This is a genomic window from Trichocoleus sp. AS-A1 (assembly GCF_039962015.1).
Classification (GTDB): Bacteria; Cyanobacteriota; Cyanobacteriia; order Cyanobacteriales; family FACHB-T130; genus FACHB-T130.
Map to the genome: position 1 here is coordinate 16,052 of NZ_JAMPKG010000021.1, position 19,386 is coordinate 35,437.

Sequence of the window (19,386 nt, forward strand, 5' to 3'; positions counted from 1 at the left end):
TGATTAACCCCAGGCAGTTAAAGGATAAAGGCTCAAAGATGAACGCTGAGATGTTGAAGGCGCAAGAATGAAGCTTATAAGCCATAAGCCGTAGGGAAAAAGCCACTTTCGCAGGGTAAGTCGCCCCCGTGGCGGTTGGCTAACTTTAATCCTTCACCCTTCACAATTCATCATTCATCAGTGGCACTCTGGTCATGTTTAACGCAGTGACGATTTAGATAGGGAGCTTTTGAGATCCAATGAGTGTTAAGGCAAGTGGTGGAAGCTCAGTTGCGCGTCCGCAACTATATCAAACAGTACCAGTTGCAACTATTTCGCAAGCGGAACAACAAGACCGCTTCTTAGGGAGGGGTGAGCTAGATGAACTGAAGAGCTATTTCAGTTCTGGCAGCAAGCGTCTTGAGATTTCTCAAACGCTCACCCAAAATGCAGACTTGATTGTGTCCCGCGCAGCCAACCGGATTTTCGTCGGGGGTTCCCCGATGGCTTTCTTAGAAAAGCCTCGCGAACCCGAATTGGTGATGGCTAACGTTCCGGATGTCAAGCAAGGGATGGCACTGGGAAATGTCACCTATGTGGAAAGCAGCGGTGGCTTTTTGCAGGGGTTGCGATCGCTCTTCAGCGCAGGCGGCGGCGGTCCTACGCCAGCGGGTTTCCGACCGATCAACGTTGCCCGCTACGGTCCGGGCAATATGCAAAAGTCGTTGCGGGACTTATCCTGGTTCTTGCGCTACCTGACCTACGCAATTGTTGCCGGAGACCCCAATATCATCGCGGTTAACACGCGGGGTTTGCGGGAAATCATTGAAAATGCTTGCTCCGGCGAAGCGACAATTGTGGCGTTGCAGGAAATGCGGGCAGCCGCCTTGGGTTATTTCCGGCGCGACGAGGAAGGGACAACGATTGTCAACCAGTACTTTGAAGTGCTGATTAGCGAATTCCGCGCCCCCACCCCCTCCGACAAAGTGCGGCAGCGTCCTTCTGGCGATCAGCAAGGTCTGCAACTGCCCCAAATTTACTTCAATTCAGCCGAGCGGCGTCCCAAGTACGCCATGAAGCCCGGTTTGTCATCTTCGGAAAAGCAAGAAATCATCAAAGCCGCCTATCGGCAAGTCTTTGAGCGCGACATTACTCGCGCTTACAGCCTTGGCATCTCTGACTTAGAATCCAAGGTCAGAAATGGCGACATCTCAATGAAAGAATTTATCCGCCGCTTGGGTAAATCTACTCTTTACCGCAAAAACTTCTACGAGCCATATATCAACAGTCGCGCTCTGGAACTGGCATTCCGTCACTTCCTGGGTCGTGGCCCATCCAGCCGTGAAGAAGTCCAAGAATACTTCTCCATTGTTTCCAGCAAAGGTCTACCCGGTCTCGTTGATGCCCTGGTGGATTCTAAGGAATATTCCGACTACTTCGGCGAAGAAACCGTGCCCTACATCCGGGGTTTGGGTCAAGAAGCGCAGGAGTGTCGCAACTGGGGACCGCAGCAAGATTTGTTGAACTACAGCGCGCCTTTCCGCAAGGTACCGCAGTTCCTCACCACATTTGCTGCTTATGAGCGACCGCTGCCCGACCAACATCCGTATGGTTCCGGCAACGACCCCTTAGAAATTCAGTTTGGGGCAATCTTCCCTAAAGAAACCAAAAATCCCAACACCCGTCCTGCTCCGTTTGGTAAAGATACTCGTCGCATCCTGATCCGCCAAGGCCCAGGAATTGACAACCAACTGAGCAACCCAGCAGCTCGTCCCAAAGCTCCGGGTTCCTTGGGTCCGAAGGTGTTTAAACTGGATCAACTCCCCGGCCCAGGTGGGAACGGCGGCACATCCTTCAAACGGTATGTGAAGAATTCCAGCGTTAAATACTCCGAAAGTTCCACCCAAGCGGTGATTAAGGCAGCCTACCTGCAAGTATTCGGGCGGGATGTCTATGAAGGTCAGCGCCTCAAAGTGGCGGAAATCAAGCTGGAGAACGGCGAAACCACAGTGCGGGAGTTCATCCGCGCTCTGGCTAAGTCTGACTTGTTCCGCAAGTTGTACTGGACTTCGCTGTACGTTACCAAGTCGATTGAATACATCCACCGCCGTCTGTTGGGTCGTCCCACCTATGGACGTCAGGAAACTAACAAGTATTTTGATATTTGCGCCAAAAAAGGCTTCTACGCCCTGGTTGACGCGATTATCGATAGCCCCGAATACAGCGAGTCATTTGGGGAAGATACGATTCCTTACGAGCGCTATTTGACACCAGCTGGAGTCAGCTTGCGTAGCCTTCGGATTGGCAGCATTGCCGACACAGCTCTGAAAATTGAGAAGCAAGAAACCCCTCGTTTTGTGGAACTCGGTCAAGTCACGCAGCTGCGGACAGAACCCGACATTCAATTCCGCATCAACCAGGGTGTCAGCAAGAAGCGCGAGCAAACCAAGGTCTTTAAGCTGACAGAAACCAACGACAAAGCGTTGGTGCAAAACACAATCCGGGCAGCATACCGGCAAATTTTCGAGCGCGATATTGAACCCTATATCGTGAAGAACCAATTCAGCGACTTTGAAAGCAAGCTGCGGAATGGTGAAATCAACCTCAAGGAATTTATTGAGGCGTTGGGAGGTTCAGACCTCTACATCAAAGAGTTCTATACTCCCTACCCGAACACTAAGGTGATCGAGTTGGGTACGAAGCACTTCTTGGGACGGGCACCCCTAGACCAAGTAGAAATTCGCAAGTATAACCAGATCCTTGCATCTGAAGGGCTTCGGGGCTTTGTGGGCGCAATGGTGAATAGCCCAGAGTATGCCCAGGCGTTTGGAGAAGATACGGTGCCTTACAACCGCTTCCCGACCCTGCCAGCGGCAAACTTCCCGAATACCGAGAAGCTGTATAACCAACTGACCAAGCAGAATGATGACTTGGTGGTTCCCAGCTTCAAGCCGGTGCAGTCGCGCATGGATGTGGCGAAGATGCCGCTGATGGGTAAAGCGATCGCAGATATCGCTGCAAAAGCTCGTCAGCGCGACATGAGTAAGCCGCTGTTTATCGAGTTGGGTCGTTCCTTTACCAACGGTGACGGGCAATCCGTTGAAGTTGGAGTTGGGACATCGCGGCGTAAGCCTGCTCGAATTTACCGGATGAACCCAGGAATGAACCAGGGTGAATCTGCACAGGTGATTAATGCCATCTACTGTCAGGTGATGGATATCTTCAGCGGTCAAGTTCCTGGGGAACTGCGCCGTTCGGATCTCGATAGCAGACTCCGCAACGGTGAAATCTCGGTGCGCGAGTTTGTGAAGAGTCTGGCGAGTTCCGAGATCTATCGCCGTCGCTTCTATGCCCCCTATCCCAACACCAAGGTGATTGAGTTCCTGTTCCGGCACCTGCTGGGACGCGCACCCGCGACCCAAGGTGAAATCCGGCAGTACAACAAACTGCTGGCGGATGGCGGCTTGAAGGCGGCTGTAGAGGCAATGGTGGATAGTCCTGAGTATGCCCGTTACTTCGGCGAGGATGTGGTGCCTTACAACCGCTTCCCGTCCCTGCCAGCGGGTAATTATCTGGGCAGTGTGAAAGCAGCAGCTGACTTGGTGAAACAATCCTGGTCAGATATGTCGCCTTCCTACATCGGTAATCGCTTGAGCCGATAAATCCGAGAGTCGGGAATGGGGAATGGGTCATTTTGATGACCCGTTCCCCATTCCTAATGAATCGGAAGTTTTGCTCTGTGCGCTGGATGACACGGGAAGTTGATCGAACCGCAGAAATGCTCCAGAAACCACAGAAATAGAAATAGAAGAGGCGAGCGCTATCTTGTCGATCATCCTCCAATGAGATAGATTCTTCGGGTCAAATTCCCCCAATAACCGCACTGCAAAACCTTGTCCAACTGCATTGTGGTAAAGTGGCTCATCTAGTGTCCACAACTTGAATCCCTTAAAGTTTCTGCTAAAGCTAAATCAGCAGAACAGATTAGGGCATGGAATGGGCGATCGCATTTTTATGGAGCCGCGAAGATGTGGAGGACAAGGGGGAAGAGAAGGTGATTGATGCTCAGGGGTGCAAAAATTCAAAAATCCTGACAGCGATCGCTCCCCTCCCAAGCAAGCGATCGCTCTTTGATGACCAACTGACCCCAGCGAAACCCGCTGCGATCGCCCTCAAAGCCCCAAAATGAGGAACAATATTAAAAAGTGTTAAGAAGAGACCTGGAATGTGAACAGAATGCCGCAAAATTATTTGCGGAAGGTAGCTGAGTCCCAGGCAGTGTGTACGGATGGTTACACTGAAAAATGCTAAAGATACCGAACAAGTATTCTTGTAGCAGTGACAGGCTTCCACATTCCTTGGCGAATGCCAGTTTCAAACCATCTGGTAAAACTTTTCTTTTGATTGGAGGAATCCACAAATGAGTATCGTCACGAAATCCATCGTGAATGCTGATGCCGAGGCTCGTTATCTTAGCCCAGGCGAACTAGACCGGATCAAGAACTTTGTGACCTCCGGTGAGCGTCGCCTCCGGATTGCCCAAACGTTGACCGACTCTCGCGAGCGCATCGTCAAGCAAGCTGGCGACCAGTTGTTCCAAAAGCGTCCTGATATTGTTTCTCCCGGTGGCAACGCTTACGGTGAAGAAATGACCGCTACCTGCCTGCGGGATATGGACTACTACCTACGCCTGATCACCTACGGAGTCGTTGCTGGTGATGTCACCCCGATTGAAGAAATCGGTTTGGTTGGCGTTCGTGAAATGTACAAGTCTCTGGGTACCCCGGTTGACGCAGTTGCTGAAGGCGTTCGCGCTATGAAGAATGCTGCTTCCTCCATGATGTCTGGCGAAGATGCTTCTGAAGCAGGCGCTTACTTCGACTACGTGATTGGTGCCATGCAGTAGGGTGTTTCCCTTCCCCTGCTAAGGATTAGAACCTGACTACGTAAGATAAGGAAACAAGAAAAATGCAAGACGCAATTACTGCTGTTATCAATTCCTCTGACGTTCAAGGTAAATACCTTGACACTGGTGCTTTGGAAAAGCTCAAGGGCTATTTCAACACTGGCGAACTACGCGTTCGTGCAGCAACCACCATTAGCGCTAATGCCGCCACCATCGTTAAGGAAGCGGTTGCTAAGTCCCTGTTGTACTCTGACATCACCCGTCCCGGTGGCAACATGTACACCACCCGTCGCTATGCTGCTTGCATCCGCGACTTGGACTACTACCTCCGCTATTCCACCTATGCCATGCTAGCTGGCGACCCATCCATCTTGGATGAGCGCGTGCTGAACGGTCTGAAGGAAACCTACAACTCCTTGGGTGTTCCCATCTCCGCTACTGTGCAATCTATCCAAGCCATGAAAGAAGTTACCGCCAGCTTGGTGGGTGCTGATGCTGGTAAGGAAATGGGCGTTTATTTAGACTACATCTGCTCTGGCTTGAGCTAAGCGTAAGCGCTCGTTCATCGCTTAAGTTTTAAGCGACTGCGTTTTGTCTGGTGAAGTCTGGGAAGTCTGGAGTGAATGCTAGCTCGTCAAAGGCTTGTCGAATTAAGTTGATAAGTTTTAGCGGTCTAGTATTGACTCTTGACTCCCAGCCTTCGGTGTCTTAATTAGATACGCCAATCCAAAGATTGATTGAGATCAAAAATTTCCTCACCACCTGACTAGGAGAAATTAACCATGCGGATGTTTAAAATTACTGCCTGTGTTCCCAGCCAGACCCGTATCCGGACTCAGCGGGAATTGCAAAACACTTATTTCACGAAACTCGTTCCCTACGAAAATTGGTTTCGCGAACAGCAGCGGATTATGAAAATGGGTGGAAAAATCGTTAAGGTTGAGCTGGCTACTGGTAAGCCAGGAGTAAATACTGGTCTACTTTAATTTGCGGAAATAGGCTTGTTTACGGAATTTTCAACATTTAGATAAGATTCAAATGCAAAGAGGTCTTAAGGACCTCTTTTTTTGTGGCTCAATAGCCGCTTTCGATAGCAATTCGTTTTATTAGGCTACACTTCGATTCCCGAAGCTCCCTTTTTCAGCAGACGCCTAGAGCGATTCTGTTGCTAGTAATTTGTGAATCATATAAGAACTAGATTAAAAAGAACGACTAAAGTTTGCTAGGTAAGCATTTATTGACTTCTTGTCAAGGATTTTTCCGGAATTTCTGTTAAGCCAAATTCTTTTAGAACTCAGCGCTGTGTTCGTAATCCAGGCATTCTTCCTCGCTCTCTTCTCTCCAAGTTCTACCGCTTGTCTCACATCGATGCTGCTCGCCTATCCAAGGTATCACCACTGGATGTGTAGATGAGTAGAGTGAAGATGAGCTGACGAGAGCTAATAGGATGGAGGCGATGCCGATAAATCCTGCCAACACCAGGACAGTCAGCACCGTTACATTGAGAGGATGAGTTTTGACCTGCATTTCTAAGTAATCTCGCTCAACTTTATAGGAAATAGGGAATCGTCTCTGTAGTCTTGGGGGCTAATTGAGCTTTTTCAGCTTGCTCAATCCAAACTCTAAGTGGTCTGCGTGATTATACGTAATAGGGGCGATAGATATTACGAAGTAATAAGGTCGCGTTTTTACTTAAACCACTGAAATTTAGAATTTTGATTCGGTAATCATACGGTTAAGTTCAATACAAAGATCGTCAGTGAAGCAATCTTCTTGAAAGCTTTAATTTAGAGGGTAGATTAATAAATTTTTGATTTAGAAAGCGATCTCCTGATGCCGTTAGATGTCAGAAAGATTTATAGAAAAGCAAAGAAAATCGGGAGCGGATGAACCGATATAGGGCAAAGCGCCTTATCATTTTGGTCGGTACCGCTGCTAATGTTGGGGAGCGAGCAGCACTCCGTGCATCCGCCAGAGCGATCGCTTTGTGATTCCCTGCCGCTGAATGTTACCTATACGCCAAGTCGCTGTGAATTTACGCCAGCTAATTCCTGTTTTTAATTCCTCTGCCCAGGATTGGGCAATAGATGCCAGATTGTTGCGGTGGCTCACCTTCCTCTGGCTATTTATCGGGTTAGTCGTGCTATTTTCGGCGTCCTATCCCAGCGCAGATGCTGAGTTTGGAGATGGGATGTACTACTTTAAGCGCCAAATCATCTCAGTCATCCTGGGGCTAGTAGCATTTAACCTGGTGGTGAACTTCCCCCTACGTTCTGTTCTAGAAATCGCTGATTGGTTTGTCATACTCCTGTTGGGAGTGATTTTCATCACCCTGATTCCAGGAGTGGGAACCACCACCAATGGCGCAACCCGTTGGATAGCCTTGGGGCCATTTCCACTTCAACCCTCTGAGTTGATCAAGCCGTTCCTGGTGTTGCAAGGCGCTCGGATTTTTGGGCATTGGGACAGACTAACGTGGAAAGTCCGCTTGACCTGGCTGTTTATTTTTTGCTGCGTGCTTTTGGGAATTTTGCTACAGCCCAACTTAAGTACAACCGCACTTTGCGGGATGACTTTGTGGCTAATTGCACTTGCTGCTGGGTTGCCTTATTCCTACTTGGGAGGAACAGCGCTGGGCGGGGTGCTCTTGGCGACAATCAGTATCAGCGTGAAAGAATATCAGCGTCGTCGGATAATGTCTTTTTTGAATCCTTGGGCTGACCCCATGCAAGACGGATACCAGCTGATTCAAAGTTTGCTGGCAGTTGGTTCTGGCGGCACTTGGGGGTCTGGTTTTGGGCTATCGCAACAGAAGCTGTTTTATTTGCCGATTCAATACACCGATTTTATCTTTGCGGTGTACGCAGAAGAATTTGGCTTTGCAGGCAGTTTGCTGCTGCTGTTGCTGCTGATGGCTTATGCAGCGCTGGCGCTAATTGTGGCGATAAAGGCGCAAAATCCCATTCACCGGCTGGTGGCGATTGGAGCCATGATTTTGATGGTGGGGCAGTCACTACTAAATATTGGCGTTGCGACTGGTGTCCTACCTACTACGGGTTTGCCCTTGCCGCTGTTTAGTTATGGTGGCAATTCAATGATTGCGAGTTTGATTGCCGCTGGGCTGCTGATTCGTGTGGCGAGGGAAAGTAGCGAAGCAGAAATTGTGTCGCTGCAAGGACGTCGGTCTGCGGCTAGGCGGCGACGCCGAGAGCAATAAGTTGTCTGTCATATATCTAAATTGCACAAATTGAAAGAGAGGTTTTAGGTGAGGATAATTTCCATTACCCACTACCAGAATTGACTGTGCCAGTTAAATGCTTTTCCCTGATGACGTTGACATTACATTGACTCGAACGAAGGCGTTTTCTGAAGATTCTGTCGAATCGGAATCGCTATGATGAATTCCGTACCCTCTCCGGGCGCTGAATTACACTGCATCTGTCCACCATGTTTGTCCACGACGATTTGATAGGTAAGGGACAACCCAACCTTCGTGCCTTTGCCCTTCGTTTTCGGCGTAAAGAAGGGGTCAAACAGGTGAGGGCGGACTTCCTCCGCTATACCGGGGCCATTATCTATAATCTGAATCGTCACAAAGCCACGGTCAGTTACTTCGGTATAAATCCGAATGGTACTGCGGGAGAAGTGTATTTCTTCAGGCGATCGCTTATGGTCATACTCCTCCAAAGCATCAATCACACTCGACAGCACATTGATGAATGCCTGGTTCATTTGACCTGCATAACACTCTACAGGAGGCAGCTTGCCATACTCTTTAACAATCTGAATGCCCGGATAGTCAGCCTTGGATTTCAGCCGGTTGTTCAAAATTAGCAGAGTGCTGTCTAGCCCATCGTGAATGTTCACTGGCTTCATCTGAGCCTCATCCACGCGAGAGAAATTCCGCAATGACTGGACAATCTCGCGGATGCGCTCAGCCCCAATCTTCATCGAACCCAGTAGTTTTGGCAGGTCTTCAACCAGAAACTCCAGGTCAATTGCCTGAGCCTCCTCCAGGATAGTTGGCCCCGGATTGGTTAATTCCTTGGTATAAAGATTCAGCAGGTACAGCAGGTCTTGGGTATAGCGCTCTGCGTGAGTAATATTGCCGTAGATAAAGTTGACCGGGTTATTCATTTCATGAGCAACACCGGCGACTAACTGTCCTAAACTAGCCAGTTGTTCGCTTTGGATCAGTTGACCTTGAGTCTGTTGGAGTTGGCGAAAGGCGAGTTCTAGCTGATGCGCTTGTTCTCGATAGCGTGCCTCTGATTGTTGTAATATTGCTTCTGTAGAAATCCGCTCTTGAATCTCTTGTTTCAGCAGAGCATTAGAGTGGGAAAGTTCAAGGGTCTTTCCTCTACCCGTTCTTCTAGTTCTTCTTTGAGCTGTAAGAGTGCTTTTTCTACCCTTGTACGTTCTTGAATTTCTTGTTCCAAAAGCACATTTTGTTCTTTCAGTTTCTTTGTTAAACTCTGCATACTCAGTTGGACAGTAATGCGAGCTAAAACTTCTTCATGCTGAAGTGGTTTAGTAATATAATCGACGGCTCCCAGGCTTAAACCTCTAACCTTATCTACCGTCTCAGAAAGCGCCGTCATAAAAATTACAGGGATATCTTTCGTTACTTGATTGGCTTTCAGTTGACGGCAAGTTTCAAACCCATCCATCCCCGGCATCAGTACATCTAATAAGATAAGATCCGGCAGGGCATATTCCCCCTTTTGAATCGCACTTTCGCCATCCCGAGCTACCAAAATCTTGAAGCCGGAATCCGCCAAAAAGTCGAACAAAACCCCTAAGTTTATGGGAGTATCATCAACGATTAAGATTATGCCTTTGTGGGGAATTTCTTCGCTCATTTATTTTCTCTATATTGTTTGATAAAATCCAAGATTTGTTTTTCTTCAAAGCCCTTGGCTAATTGACGTAAATGGTTGGTAAAGGGTATCCAGTCCTGATTCATCTGTTCCAGTTGAGCGGCTCGCTTGGCAATCCCTCTGAGGTCGCCCATCATTGCGAAATCGAAGAGTGCCGCGATTTCCTCTACAGGCGGAGGCACCATCGCTTTTGCGGAAGGCTCGCGGAATTCTTCATTTTTAATTTCTTCATAAATCCATGACAGCCCCAAATAACCGCGTAACTTTTCTAAAAGTTCCTGGTTTTGGATGGGTTTGGGCAGGAAATCGTTACAACCGGCTTGAAAGCTCTGTTGTTGATCGCAATCAAAAACGCTGGCTGAAGTCGCAATCACAACGACCTTTAAGTTGGGTGACTTTCTGATTCGACGAGTGGCTTCTAAGCCATTGAGGGCGGGCATCATTAAGTCCATCAAAATTACATGGGGTTGCCACTCCTGTGCTTTGGTTATACAGTCAAAACCATCAGTGGCTTCCATAATTTCAAACCCTAATGGCTCTAACATTTTTACTAGAATTGAGCGATTTTCCCATTGATCGTCGGCGATGAGGATTTTGCGCTTGTCGCCCAAGTAACCAATAATGGGGCGTTCATCTATTTGGGTGACATCTGCCCACTGGTCAACTAAGGGTAAATCTAAATCAAAGTAGAAAACGCTACCTTTACCTAAGATGCTGTTAACTTTGATTTCGCTGCCCATCATTTGCACTAATTGACGGCTGATTGCCAAGCCTAAGCCGGTGCCTTCGCTTTTGCGATCGCGCTCTCCGACTTGGTGGAAGGGTAAGAAGATTTCTTCTAATTGCTCTGGTGCCATACCGACGCCGGTATCTTCTACTTGAAACCGAAATGTTCCGTCTTGATAGCTGACTTGGAAGGTGACGCCGCCGGTGGTTGTAAATTTGATCGCGTTGCTAAGTAAGTTGATTAAGACTTGCCGCAAGCGTTTTTCATCGCCCTGGACTGCTAAAGGAAGTGGGGCGGTGAGTTGGTAAGTTAAGTAGATGTCTTTTTGTTGGGCACGAATGCGGCACAGTTCGACGATGCCTTCAAGGAATTGGGGAAAATGAAAGTGACTCAAGTGGAGTTCCATTTTCCGGGCTTCAATTTTGGAGAGGTCTAAGATGTCGTTGATCAGGGTTAATAGATGTTCGCCGCACTGGTGAATGACGCCTAAACCATCTTTTTGCGGCTCATTTAAGGTTTTGTCTCGTTTGAGGATTTGGGCATAGCCGAGGATACCGTTGAGAGGGGTTCTCAGTTCGTGGCTCATGTTAGCGAGAAATTCGCTTTTGGCGCGATTGGCGGATTGAGCGGATTGTTCGGCTTTTCGGCGATCGCGTATTTCTTGTTGCAGCTTTAGCGTTCGCTTTTGAACTTTCGCTTCCAGCATCCGGTTGTAGTTTTCTAATTGCTCGTGGGAAAGTTTCAGTTGTATTTGCGATCGCTCTAGCGCTTCCTCAGCCCGCTGGCGCTCCAGTTCGGCGCTAACTCGTGCTCCAAAGAGGCTCATAATTGATTTTGCCCGTTGCTCCTGCACGAGGGGCTTATCATCGATAAAGCAAATATGACCAATTGGCTTACTGGATGTTGAATCTAAAAGGGCAACTCCCAGGAAACACTCTCCTCCCAAAGCCGCTAAAGCTTCGCCTTTGGGGAAGAATGACTGGACGTTTTGGGGATAGCAACTGATGCCGTTGTTTTCAACCAGAGTCTCTTGTGTAAAGATGCTTTTGCAAGGAGTATGGACTAAGTCGTACTCAAAGTTGTCACCCAATTTGTCTGAATTCCAAAAGGAAAGCACTTTGGCTCGGACAGGTGTATCGTCCTCCCAGGCGGATGCTTCTGCCACGATAACGTAGCGAACTCCAAGCGCTGCGGCTAGATGCTGTGCAAACACCGGGTAGAAATCTTTGCCCGTAACTGAGGCGGTTCCGGCGATCAGATCCTGTAAGGCTTGTTCTGCTTGCCTGCGCTCGATAATTTGGCTATTTAAATAAGTGAGAGAGTTGGTTAATTTATCTCGCTGTTCTCCCCGGATATCTGCTGAATTGACTTCTATTAAGGCTGAGTCGGAGAGGTTGCCACCTAAAGCTACGTGACTGGACTCCACAACTTTTACAGCTTCGCCTTCAGCATTAAAAATAGGGACTTTAACGATGTCAAATAAATAGACTTGCCCATCGTAACGAGTTACAGGTTCTTGAGAGATGTGGAGCGTCTGCCCGGTATTCACGACATAGGCGTCATCCACGACAGACTGTTGGGTAGCATCCCGGTTATTTAGAGGAATATCTGTCGGATCGCGATCGCAAAGCTGTTCCAGTGTCATGCCGTAAAAGTCGCAAAATGCTTTGTTGGCATAAACTAGGCGCGATTGGGAGTTTTGGCACTTTACTAAATTTGGGATGGCATCTAAGACTTGTGCATACATCTCCGCCCGTTGACGCAGTTCTTTCTCGACCTCCTTGCAATCGGCTAGTGTCTGCTCTAGCTCGGCAATTTGCTGACGCAGTTTCAAGGATTCTTGATTCTGCAATTTGCCGGTACTGGTTTTACTGCGTCTATAACTTGTAACCATCTATTCCTCCTTCTATACCTTTTGGTTTTAGATATATCGAAATTAAGTTAAGCGGCTCAAATTCAACATTCAACACGGACATAGCACTCTCCTCGACCTTCTTGGAGTTTCCAATTAAATAGTCAATGATGCTCGCAGTTCGTTGGCGAAGTCATCCCTCTGCTAAGGAAAGGAGGAATAATATAGGCTCCTAGTGTCCGTATTTAGGATTCCCTAAATTTGGAAAAAAACTCTAATCTTGAATGTTCTTTAATGTTAATAAATACAAAAAAAATATTATTCCTTTATGAAAAAAGTAAAAGTTTTCTTTTTTAGGCTTGACAATCAGTAGGCTGGATTAATAATTTGTAGGATGGTTGTCGATAGCGTAACCCTCACAGGTGTTGGGTTTCCTGGGTCAATCCAACTAAAGAAATATTCAATTTAATGCATCCGCCGACTGAATTAAGAACATTTGAATAAAAGACTCGCTGCAAGCTTAATGGGGCAATTGATAGAAACGGCGTTAAAAATTTCTTGAGAAACCTGCGTTGATGAAAGACATTGATGAGTGTTATTGTCAAGCAAACAATGCGGACGCTTTCCTTCGCGCCGGTTCTACCCTTCCAAGTAAGCTAAAATTCAAGCAGAATCAGCATTCCGCGAACTAGCCTCCTCATGATTGAAAGTCTGCAAACCCAGCTTTACGAACTCAGTGAATTTGCCAACCGTCTCGTTTTTATCCAGCTGCAACATCTCAGCGTTATCAGTATTGGCATTATCTTTGCCGCCGGGTTGCTCACCAGTCTGACCCCCTGTATGCTTTCTATGTTGCCCATCACCCTTGGCTACATTGGGGGCTATGAAACCAAAAGCCGCCTCCAAGCAGCTGCCCAGGCTACCTGGTTTTCCTTGGGATTGGCAACAACGCTGGCAGGGCTTGGTATCTTAGCGGCGTTGCTGGGGAACGTCTACGGTCAAGTGGGATTTGGTTTGCCGATCCTTGTGAGCATTCTTGCGATCGCAATGGGGCTAAATTTACTAGAAGCTTTGCCCCTTCCGTTGCCTGCTTGGGGTGGGATGGAATGGATTTCCAAAGAATTACCAGCGGGAGTGCGTTCCTATCTGATTGGTCTAACTTTTGGGGTGGTTGCTTCTCCGTGCAGTACTCCCGTATTGGGAACGTTACTGGGTTGGGTTGCCACGACGCAAGACATGGTATTAGGTGCAGTCTTACTGCTATCCTACACAGCAGGTTACGTAGCACCGTTGATTTTGGCAGGAACTTTTACAGCCTCTATTAAGAAGTTGCTAGAGTTGCGCCAGTGGTCGAGTTGGATTACACCCGTTAGCGGTGTGCTTTTAGTTGGCTTTGGGGTATTTTCGCTGCTGTCTCGGATTCCGATTGGCTAATGGTAATCAAAGAATTCGCTATTACCAATTACCAATTATCAATTATCAAAAAATGACTGCAAAAAATTCTTTTTTCTCAAATTTGGGGTCAACTTCCTATCGGTTTTGGCGACAGGAGTTGTTGCCATTACTGGCAGATTTGCGGTTAGCGATCGCGTTGCTATTAGCGATCGCGCTTTTCAGCATCTCTGGCACGGTCATTGAGCAGGGTCAGTCACCCGCTTTCTACCAAGCGAACTATCCAGAGCATCCCGCTTTGTTTGGTTTCCTGACTTGGAAGGTAATCCAGGTAGTCGGATTGGATCGTGTTTATCGCACCTGGTGGTTTTTATCACTCCTAATTTTGTTTGGCAGCAGCTTAACTGCCTGTACCTTCACCCGCCAGTTTCCAGCTTTAAAAGCAGCACAGCACTGGAAGTTTTACGACCAACCCCGCCAATTTCAGAAACTCGCCTTGAGTGCGGAACTCGAAACAGGTTCGCTAAACAAACTGACCGAGTTGTTGCAGCAGCGGCGCTATAAAGTTTTTCAAGAAGGAGATAAACTTTACGCCCGAAAAGGTCTGGTGGGGCGGATTGGCCCGATTGTTGTTCATGCCAGTATGTTAATTATTCTGGGGGGCGCAATTTGGGGGAGTATCACGGGTTTTGTCGCCCAGGAAATGGTTGCCAGCGGCGATACATTCCAGATAAAAAACATCATCGAAGCGGGTTCTTGGGCGCTGCCACAAATTCCCAAAGATTGGTCGGTGCGGGTAAATCGCTTTTGGATCGACTATACACCTGAAGGCAGAATCGACCAGTTTTATTCCGATTTGTCGGTTTTGGATAAACAAGGACAAGAAGTTGATCGTCAAACGATTCACGTCAACCAGCCGCTGCGTTACCGAGGTGTGACGCTTTATCAAACAGATTGGGGAATTGCAGGTATCCAGGTGCGGCTGAATAATAGCCCAGTTTTACAGTTGCCGATGGCGTCATTAAATACTGTCAGCAAGGGCCGAATCTGGGGAACTTGGATTCCCACTAAACCGGATTTGAGTGAGGGCGTTGCCTTAATTGCCAAGGATTTGCAGGGAACGCTGATGCTTTATAACCCAAAGGGTCAGCTAATCAATACTATTCGCGCCGGGATGTCGGTACCTGTGAATGGAGTCAGGCTGAGCATTGATGAAGTAATCGGCAGCACTGGCTTGCAAATAAAAGCCGATCCGGGTATCCCGTTTGTTTATGCTGGCTTTGGTTTGCTGATGCTGGGTGTAGTCATGAGTTATTTTTCTCATTCCCAAATTTGGGCGCTGCAAGAAGGAGTTAGCGCCGCTTCTCACAAGGAGATTCGCTTCTATGTCGGCGGCAGAACTAACCGCGCACAGGTTGCTTTTGAACGGGAACTGTTAGAAATTTTGGATCGAGTCAGTCATCCGTCTCAGGAGGAAGTGCCAGTTGTTGAGATAGAAGCGATCGCGACCCAGTCCTAAACCATTTTTGATGTGGGTTGGTAGAGGGGCGATTCATCGCGCCTCTACCAACAAATAACGTCTTCCACTCACACCTTTTTTTCTAGTTTCCAAAGCCAAACTTGACCCGTTTGGTATGCAGGCTCTATTTTGTAGTTCTGCTTTTGTAGTGCCTTTCTTAATTCCTTGGAACTCCTGTATAAAAACACATCACTGAACCCATCTGGAATCTGAGGCACATTTGGTTTAACGACTAATTGAAGCCGCACTTTCGGTTCCAGTGCATAGGTTAAAGGAAGAAAAAAGTTTAGTTTCTCATTGCTGAGCAAAAGCGGATGAGCTGTTTTGTTGATGATTTGGGCTACTTTTGGATTGTATTCAGTTTGAGAGAGAGCTTTATTCCACCAGATTTCTTGTTGAGAACTGATGGCACAGGATATAACACCACTCGAAACTACTGCAACAAGCACAAATTGCCATAGTTTTTGTACCTTTGCACTTCTCGAAGGCAAACTAATTTTAGTAGCCAGTAAGTAAGCAATTGCTAGCTGAATCCCCAAATAAACAGCAACTAGATGTCGAGTTGAACCTGACAATCCTCCTCCGGAGATTAGATCTCTGGAAATAAAGGGAAGGGCAGTTACCCCAAGCAAAGTTAAAACAAATAACCAAACTTGCTTGCTAGTGTTACGACACAGAAAATAAATTGCATATCCTGACAGGAATAAAATCATTCCTACCAGTGTCAGTCGGATAAATTCTGTCCATTGATTGTTAAATCCAAACTCAATCACTCCTCCTGCTGGATCTGTATCAAGAAATGTCCGAGTGATGTTGCGAGTCCAAGCTTTCACCCAAGAAAATAGGCTTTCTTTCTGGCGAGACCAATCTGTTGTCTTTTCAACGGTAGATGAATTAGCAATTAGAATTAGAAGCCAAGGCACAAATGTGAGCAAACCAGCCAAAGATGCCAGCAAATAGGCAAAGACTGTTTTAGTGAATCGGAATTTCTCGATTGTCAATAGATAAATTCCATGTCCAATCGCAACCAGCGCAAAAAATAACTGCGTATACATCCCCAGCGTTAGCGTTGCTGCATACACTCCCCAAGTAGAAATAAGGGTTTTGGTGTCTCTATTTCCCAGCCGCATCGCTCGCAGCAGTGCCGCACTCGATAGTAAGATCGCCACAATCCACAAACTATAAGGTCGTGCTTCCTGGGCGTAGAGAACTTGAAACGGGGAGACGGCGATGAGTGCGATCGCTATCCATCCTGCTAAGGAAGATCCAAATAATTCTTGGCATAGCCAATAGATGCAAGGAAAAGCTAGCAAGCTAATTAATGCAGACAAGCTTCTGATTATCCCTGGCGAATAACCAAATCGTTGCACCCAATATCTTGCCATTAAAAAATAGAGGGGCGGATGCTGGGGAGTATCGACCACTATCGAGTTGATGGTTCCGCTTGCACCTTTTTCCGAATTGGGTTGTTGAAACTTCTGTAATTCTTCGACCCCCATCACCTGTCCATCAAAGACTTCTTGGGCGAATTCTGCCTTGCTGTAACCGGCAATCCGTAATGAAGTGAAAGTCTCATCGCCCCAGTAAACTTTGCGATCCAGGTTGACGAATCGAAAAAATACTCCCAGTACCAGCACGACAATGATAAAAAATTGTAACCAAGTTGGAGGAAGTAGTTTTGTCTGAGTTAACCTATTCTTAACATGGTTAAGGCTTTGTGCAACTGCCATGAAACCTCCATTTCGTAATCTAAAAAGCCGGGAAGCTTTGCGAAATGTTAGGCGTGCCAATGGAAGTTATCATTCACCCTGAGACTGATATTGTGTCTATTTTTTGAGCCGATAAGATAGACTTTTGATGACACAAAGCAGAAAGCCCGTTGGACGGGCTTTCTGAAAAAGATAATTTTTAAACCAGGTGGAAGTAGCCAGATGCAAGTGAATTTTTTTGCTGCTATCTAGGCGTCAGAGGACTTCTGATGACGCACTTCAATGACTGTGTGGACATTACCGCGGGGCGCGAAATCCCCTTTGATAGTGGCTTCTAAAGGATCGCAAGCTGCCACAAAGTCATCCAAAATTTGATTGATGGATTCTTCGTGGGAGATGTAGCGATCGCGGTAACTATTGATATAAAGCTTGATCGCCTTCAGTTCCACCACCCTTTGGTCGGGAACATAGGTAATATGGATGGTCGCAAAGTCAGGATAGCCAGAAAACGGACACTTACAGGTAAACTCTGGTAGAGTAATGTGAATGTCGTAGTGGCGTCCGACTCGCGGATTGGGGAAGGTAATTAATTGTCCTTCAGAAATATTTCGCTCACCGTATTTCATTTCCGAGAGCGGCGTTTCAGATGATAATTGTTGTTGTGTTGGCGACTGACTCATCAGTAGTGGTAGCAAACGTGGGTCGTTAGTTATTAGTCATTTATAACAAATAAAGGACTAATAACCCTTGAATATGAATGCAGGTCAAGCTTTTTCAGCCTTCTTCACCTGCTTTGTTCAGAAAATATCTCTAGAATTGAACGGATCTGTACTACCCTCCCAATCCGGACAATTTTTATCATCCCAGCCATAGGGATGCATGGCGCAGACTAACAGGTTTCCACCATAAGCTTGTCCGTGGTAATGGTGACAACCCATACATGCAGGATTTTTTTGTGGGGTGGGTTCAACAGTATCCACCATATAGGAAAAAGGCTGCTCACCTTCACCCACAATTTCTTCAAATTCTAAATAAATTTCAGCGATCGGTTCAAATAATTCCTGCAAACACTGATTGAGATCGGTTGCAATTGTAGTTTGCACGCTTTCGGCAACAGCGTCTACTACTTCTGTGATGCCAACGAAGAATTGCTCTACTTCATCAGCGACTGCTTCCATCATCTCGAAAAAATCTTTTTGCCACTCTTCCATTTTGGATACTCAGCACAAAAGGCTTAGTTTTTACCGGCGACGCGATGACGCCAATTAATCTGCAATTCTATTCTAAATAGTGCGAATCCATGATGCGATCGCAATGTTATAGATTAGCACCCGTTGCCTTGCGCGATCGCAAGGCGTGTGATGCTCCTCGCAGCGACTCGCTCTTGCCTATGCAGCTAACGATTCGGCTGTTCGCAGTTTATCGTTCATTACTGCAAAGCTAATCGCGCTTTAGCCGACGCAGTTCGTCCTGTAGTGCTTGCACCTGTTGGCGCATCGCGTCCACATCATTATTTGGAGCCGCATTTGGAGCTGCTGCCGACTTTGGCTCTTCATCTTCTGAGAGAATTTCAATCCGCCGCGGCTCACCGGGTTGGGTGCTGCTAGTGGATGGCTCAACGGGTGCCTGCTGGGCTTGTTTCATCATATCATCGACAAACCGGCGGGCTTCGTCTGTTGTCATCTCGCCTTTTGCTACCATTTCATCGGCTAGCTTTTGAGCTTGCGATCGCAACTCAGTTAACTTTCCCCCAGCTCTCTCACCCGCAGAGGCAGCTAAGCCAACCCCTAAGTAAAACGCTTTTTGAACAATATCTCCAAAACCAGCCATCGCAATAAGTCGCTCCTTTAATCTGCAAGTATCTGCTGATTCCAGCATAAGCGTGAAATCGAGAAACTGCCCACCAATTACAAGGCAAACGAGGGCGAGGCGGCGATTCGGGTGATCCGGATACCACGCCTATCACAAGCATCCCGTGTTGCTGCTACCTTCCGGTTCTGACAAGGTTTAGGCGTTGCGATCGCATGGGTCCAGATCATCTAAAGCATAACATCATTCACTGAAAATTGAAACCTCTGGCGGCAATCAAGGATTCGCTTTTATTCGGCAACCACTCGCCACTCATAAAGTTCATACTTGACGCAGCCGTTTTGCACCAGCGGATCGAGTGAGACAATTACGCGCGCCTCCTCCAGTGAAGACGCCTCAAATAGCATCATGCCGCCTCGCCGTTCCAGCCAGTAGCCGCTACGCGCCTGATATCCTTTGGTAATCAAATCCTGGACATAAGCTTTGTGCGCCGGTACAGATTTATCAAAGATCGGTTTATCAACGATGCCTTCTTCAATCTTTACAAACCAGGGCATTCACTTTCTTCCCTTATCTGGCTATATCTATTTAACAAGTAAACTACCGCTGGAAG

Annotated in this window: 15 protein-coding genes, 1 other RNA gene and 3 pseudogenes; 9 read left to right on the forward strand and 10 right to left on the reverse strand. The window is 47.3% G+C overall.

Going from position 1 to position 19,386, the window contains the following annotated elements; all coding sequences use genetic code 11:
• Nucleotides 1-239 precede the first annotated feature (239 nt).
• The 5 genes from NC994_RS16835 to NC994_RS16855 all read left to right on the forward strand — a co-directional run bounded on the left by NC994_RS16835 (nt 240) and on the right by NC994_RS16855 (nt 5,871).
• Nucleotides 240-3,641, forward strand: coding sequence for a phycobilisome rod-core linker polypeptide (locus tag NC994_RS16835; protein ID WP_190435416.1), 3,402 nt, complete (start codon nt 240-242; stop codon nt 3,639-3,641).
• A 329-nt stretch (nt 3,642-3,970) separates the two neighbouring features.
• Nucleotides 3,971-4,168: a hypothetical protein gene (locus tag NC994_RS16840; RefSeq protein ID WP_190435419.1), complete on the forward strand. Its 198-nt coding sequence runs from the start codon at nt 3,971-3,973 to the stop codon at nt 4,166-4,168.
• Nucleotides 4,169-4,399: 231 nt separating this feature from the next.
• Nucleotides 4,400-4,885: an allophycocyanin subunit alpha gene (gene apcA / locus NC994_RS16845; protein ID WP_190411195.1), complete on the forward strand. Its 486-nt coding sequence runs from the start codon at nt 4,400-4,402 to the stop codon at nt 4,883-4,885.
• Between the two features lie 62 nt (nt 4,886-4,947).
• Nucleotides 4,948-5,433: an allophycocyanin subunit beta gene (apcB, locus tag NC994_RS16850; protein ID WP_190411194.1), complete on the forward strand. Its 486-nt coding sequence runs from the start codon at nt 4,948-4,950 to the stop codon at nt 5,431-5,433.
• A 234-nt stretch (nt 5,434-5,667) separates the two neighbouring features.
• Entirely contained in the window at nt 5,668-5,871 is a 204-nt protein-coding gene (locus tag NC994_RS16855) for a phycobilisome linker polypeptide (RefSeq protein WP_190411193.1), read from the forward strand.
• Between the two features lie 301 nt (nt 5,872-6,172).
• On the opposite strand, the gene NC994_RS16860 is transcribed toward NC994_RS16855, so the two are convergent.
• Nucleotides 6,173-6,412: a hypothetical protein gene (locus NC994_RS16860; RefSeq protein WP_190411192.1), complete on the reverse strand. Its 240-nt coding sequence runs from the start codon at nt 6,410-6,412 to the stop codon at nt 6,173-6,175.
• A gap of 502 nt (nt 6,413-6,914) precedes the next feature.
• On the opposite strand from NC994_RS16860, the gene NC994_RS16865 reads away from it, so the two are divergent.
• Complete coding sequence (locus NC994_RS16865) at nt 6,915-8,102, forward strand: FtsW/RodA/SpoVE family cell cycle protein (RefSeq protein WP_190411238.1); 1,188 nt, start codon at nt 6,915-6,917, stop codon at nt 8,100-8,102.
• Between the two features lie 122 nt (nt 8,103-8,224).
• Here the strand turns inward: NC994_RS16865 and NC994_RS16870 are convergent.
• The 3 pseudogenes from NC994_RS16870 to NC994_RS16880 all read right to left on the reverse strand — a co-directional run.
• Nucleotides 8,225-9,747 (reverse strand): annotated as a pseudogene (locus NC994_RS16870) (response regulator).
• Nucleotides 9,744-11,216 (reverse strand): annotated as a pseudogene (locus NC994_RS16875) (ATP-binding protein); the annotation flags it as partial. The pseudogenes NC994_RS16875 and NC994_RS16870, both read right to left, overlap by 4 nt.
• A gap of 699 nt (nt 11,217-11,915) precedes the next feature.
• Nucleotides 11,916-12,386: pseudogene (locus NC994_RS16880) on the reverse strand (PAS domain-containing protein); the annotation flags it as partial.
• A gap of 657 nt (nt 12,387-13,043) precedes the next feature.
• On the opposite strand from NC994_RS16880, the gene NC994_RS16885 reads away from it, so the two are divergent.
• A complete protein-coding gene (locus NC994_RS16885; RefSeq protein ID WP_190411189.1) occupies nt 13,044-13,778 on the forward strand; it encodes a cytochrome c biogenesis protein CcdA in 735 nt (244 codons plus the stop codon).
• 52 nt (nt 13,779-13,830) lie between these two features.
• The gene (locus NC994_RS16890; protein WP_190435430.1) at nt 13,831-15,255 is read left to right on the forward strand and encodes a cytochrome c biogenesis protein; all 1,425 of its coding nucleotides are present in this window, start codon (nt 13,831-13,833) and stop codon (nt 15,253-15,255) included.
• A gap of 68 nt (nt 15,256-15,323) precedes the next feature.
• Here the strand turns inward: NC994_RS16890 and NC994_RS16895 are convergent, their stop codons facing one another.
• The 3 genes from NC994_RS16895 to NC994_RS16905 form a co-directional block, all read right to left on the reverse strand.
• Nucleotides 15,324-16,985 (reverse strand): glycosyltransferase family 39 protein, encoded by a 1,662-nt coding sequence (locus tag NC994_RS16895; protein WP_190435434.1) that lies wholly within the window; start codon nt 16,983-16,985, stop codon nt 15,324-15,326.
• Nucleotides 16,986-17,212: 227 nt separating this feature from the next.
• Nucleotides 17,213-17,644 carry a preQ(1) synthase gene (gene queF, locus NC994_RS16900; protein ID WP_190435437.1) on the reverse strand — a complete coding sequence of 144 codons (432 nt, stop codon included), beginning with the start codon at nt 17,642-17,644 and terminating at the stop codon, nt 17,213-17,215.
• A gap of 117 nt (nt 17,645-17,761) precedes the next feature.
• Entirely contained in the window at nt 17,762-18,175 is a 414-nt protein-coding gene (locus NC994_RS16905; protein ID WP_190430081.1) for a hypothetical protein, read from the reverse strand.
• Between the two features lie 89 nt (nt 18,176-18,264).
• Here NC994_RS16905 and NC994_RS16910 point away from each other — a divergent pair, with 89 nt between their 5' ends.
• On the forward strand, nt 18,265-18,408 hold the full coding sequence (locus tag NC994_RS16910; RefSeq protein WP_190435440.1) for a hypothetical protein: 144 nt from the start codon (nt 18,265-18,267) through the stop codon (nt 18,406-18,408).
• Here NC994_RS16910 and NC994_RS16915 read toward each other — a convergent pair.
• The 3 genes from NC994_RS16915 to NC994_RS16925 form a co-directional block, all read right to left on the reverse strand.
• On the reverse strand, nt 18,405-18,794 hold the full coding sequence (locus tag NC994_RS16915; protein WP_190435443.1) for a phasin family protein: 390 nt from the start codon (nt 18,792-18,794) through the stop codon (nt 18,405-18,407). The genes NC994_RS16910 and NC994_RS16915 overlap by 4 nt on opposite strands.
• Before the next feature lie 110 nt (nt 18,795-18,904).
• An RNA gene (gene ffs, locus NC994_RS16920) (signal recognition particle sRNA small type) lies at nt 18,905-19,001 on the reverse strand.
• Between the two features lie 62 nt (nt 19,002-19,063).
• On the reverse strand, nt 19,064-19,330 hold the full coding sequence (locus NC994_RS16925; protein ID WP_190435445.1) for a YciI family protein: 267 nt from the start codon (nt 19,328-19,330) through the stop codon (nt 19,064-19,066).
• Nucleotides 19,331-19,386 lie beyond the last annotated feature (56 nt).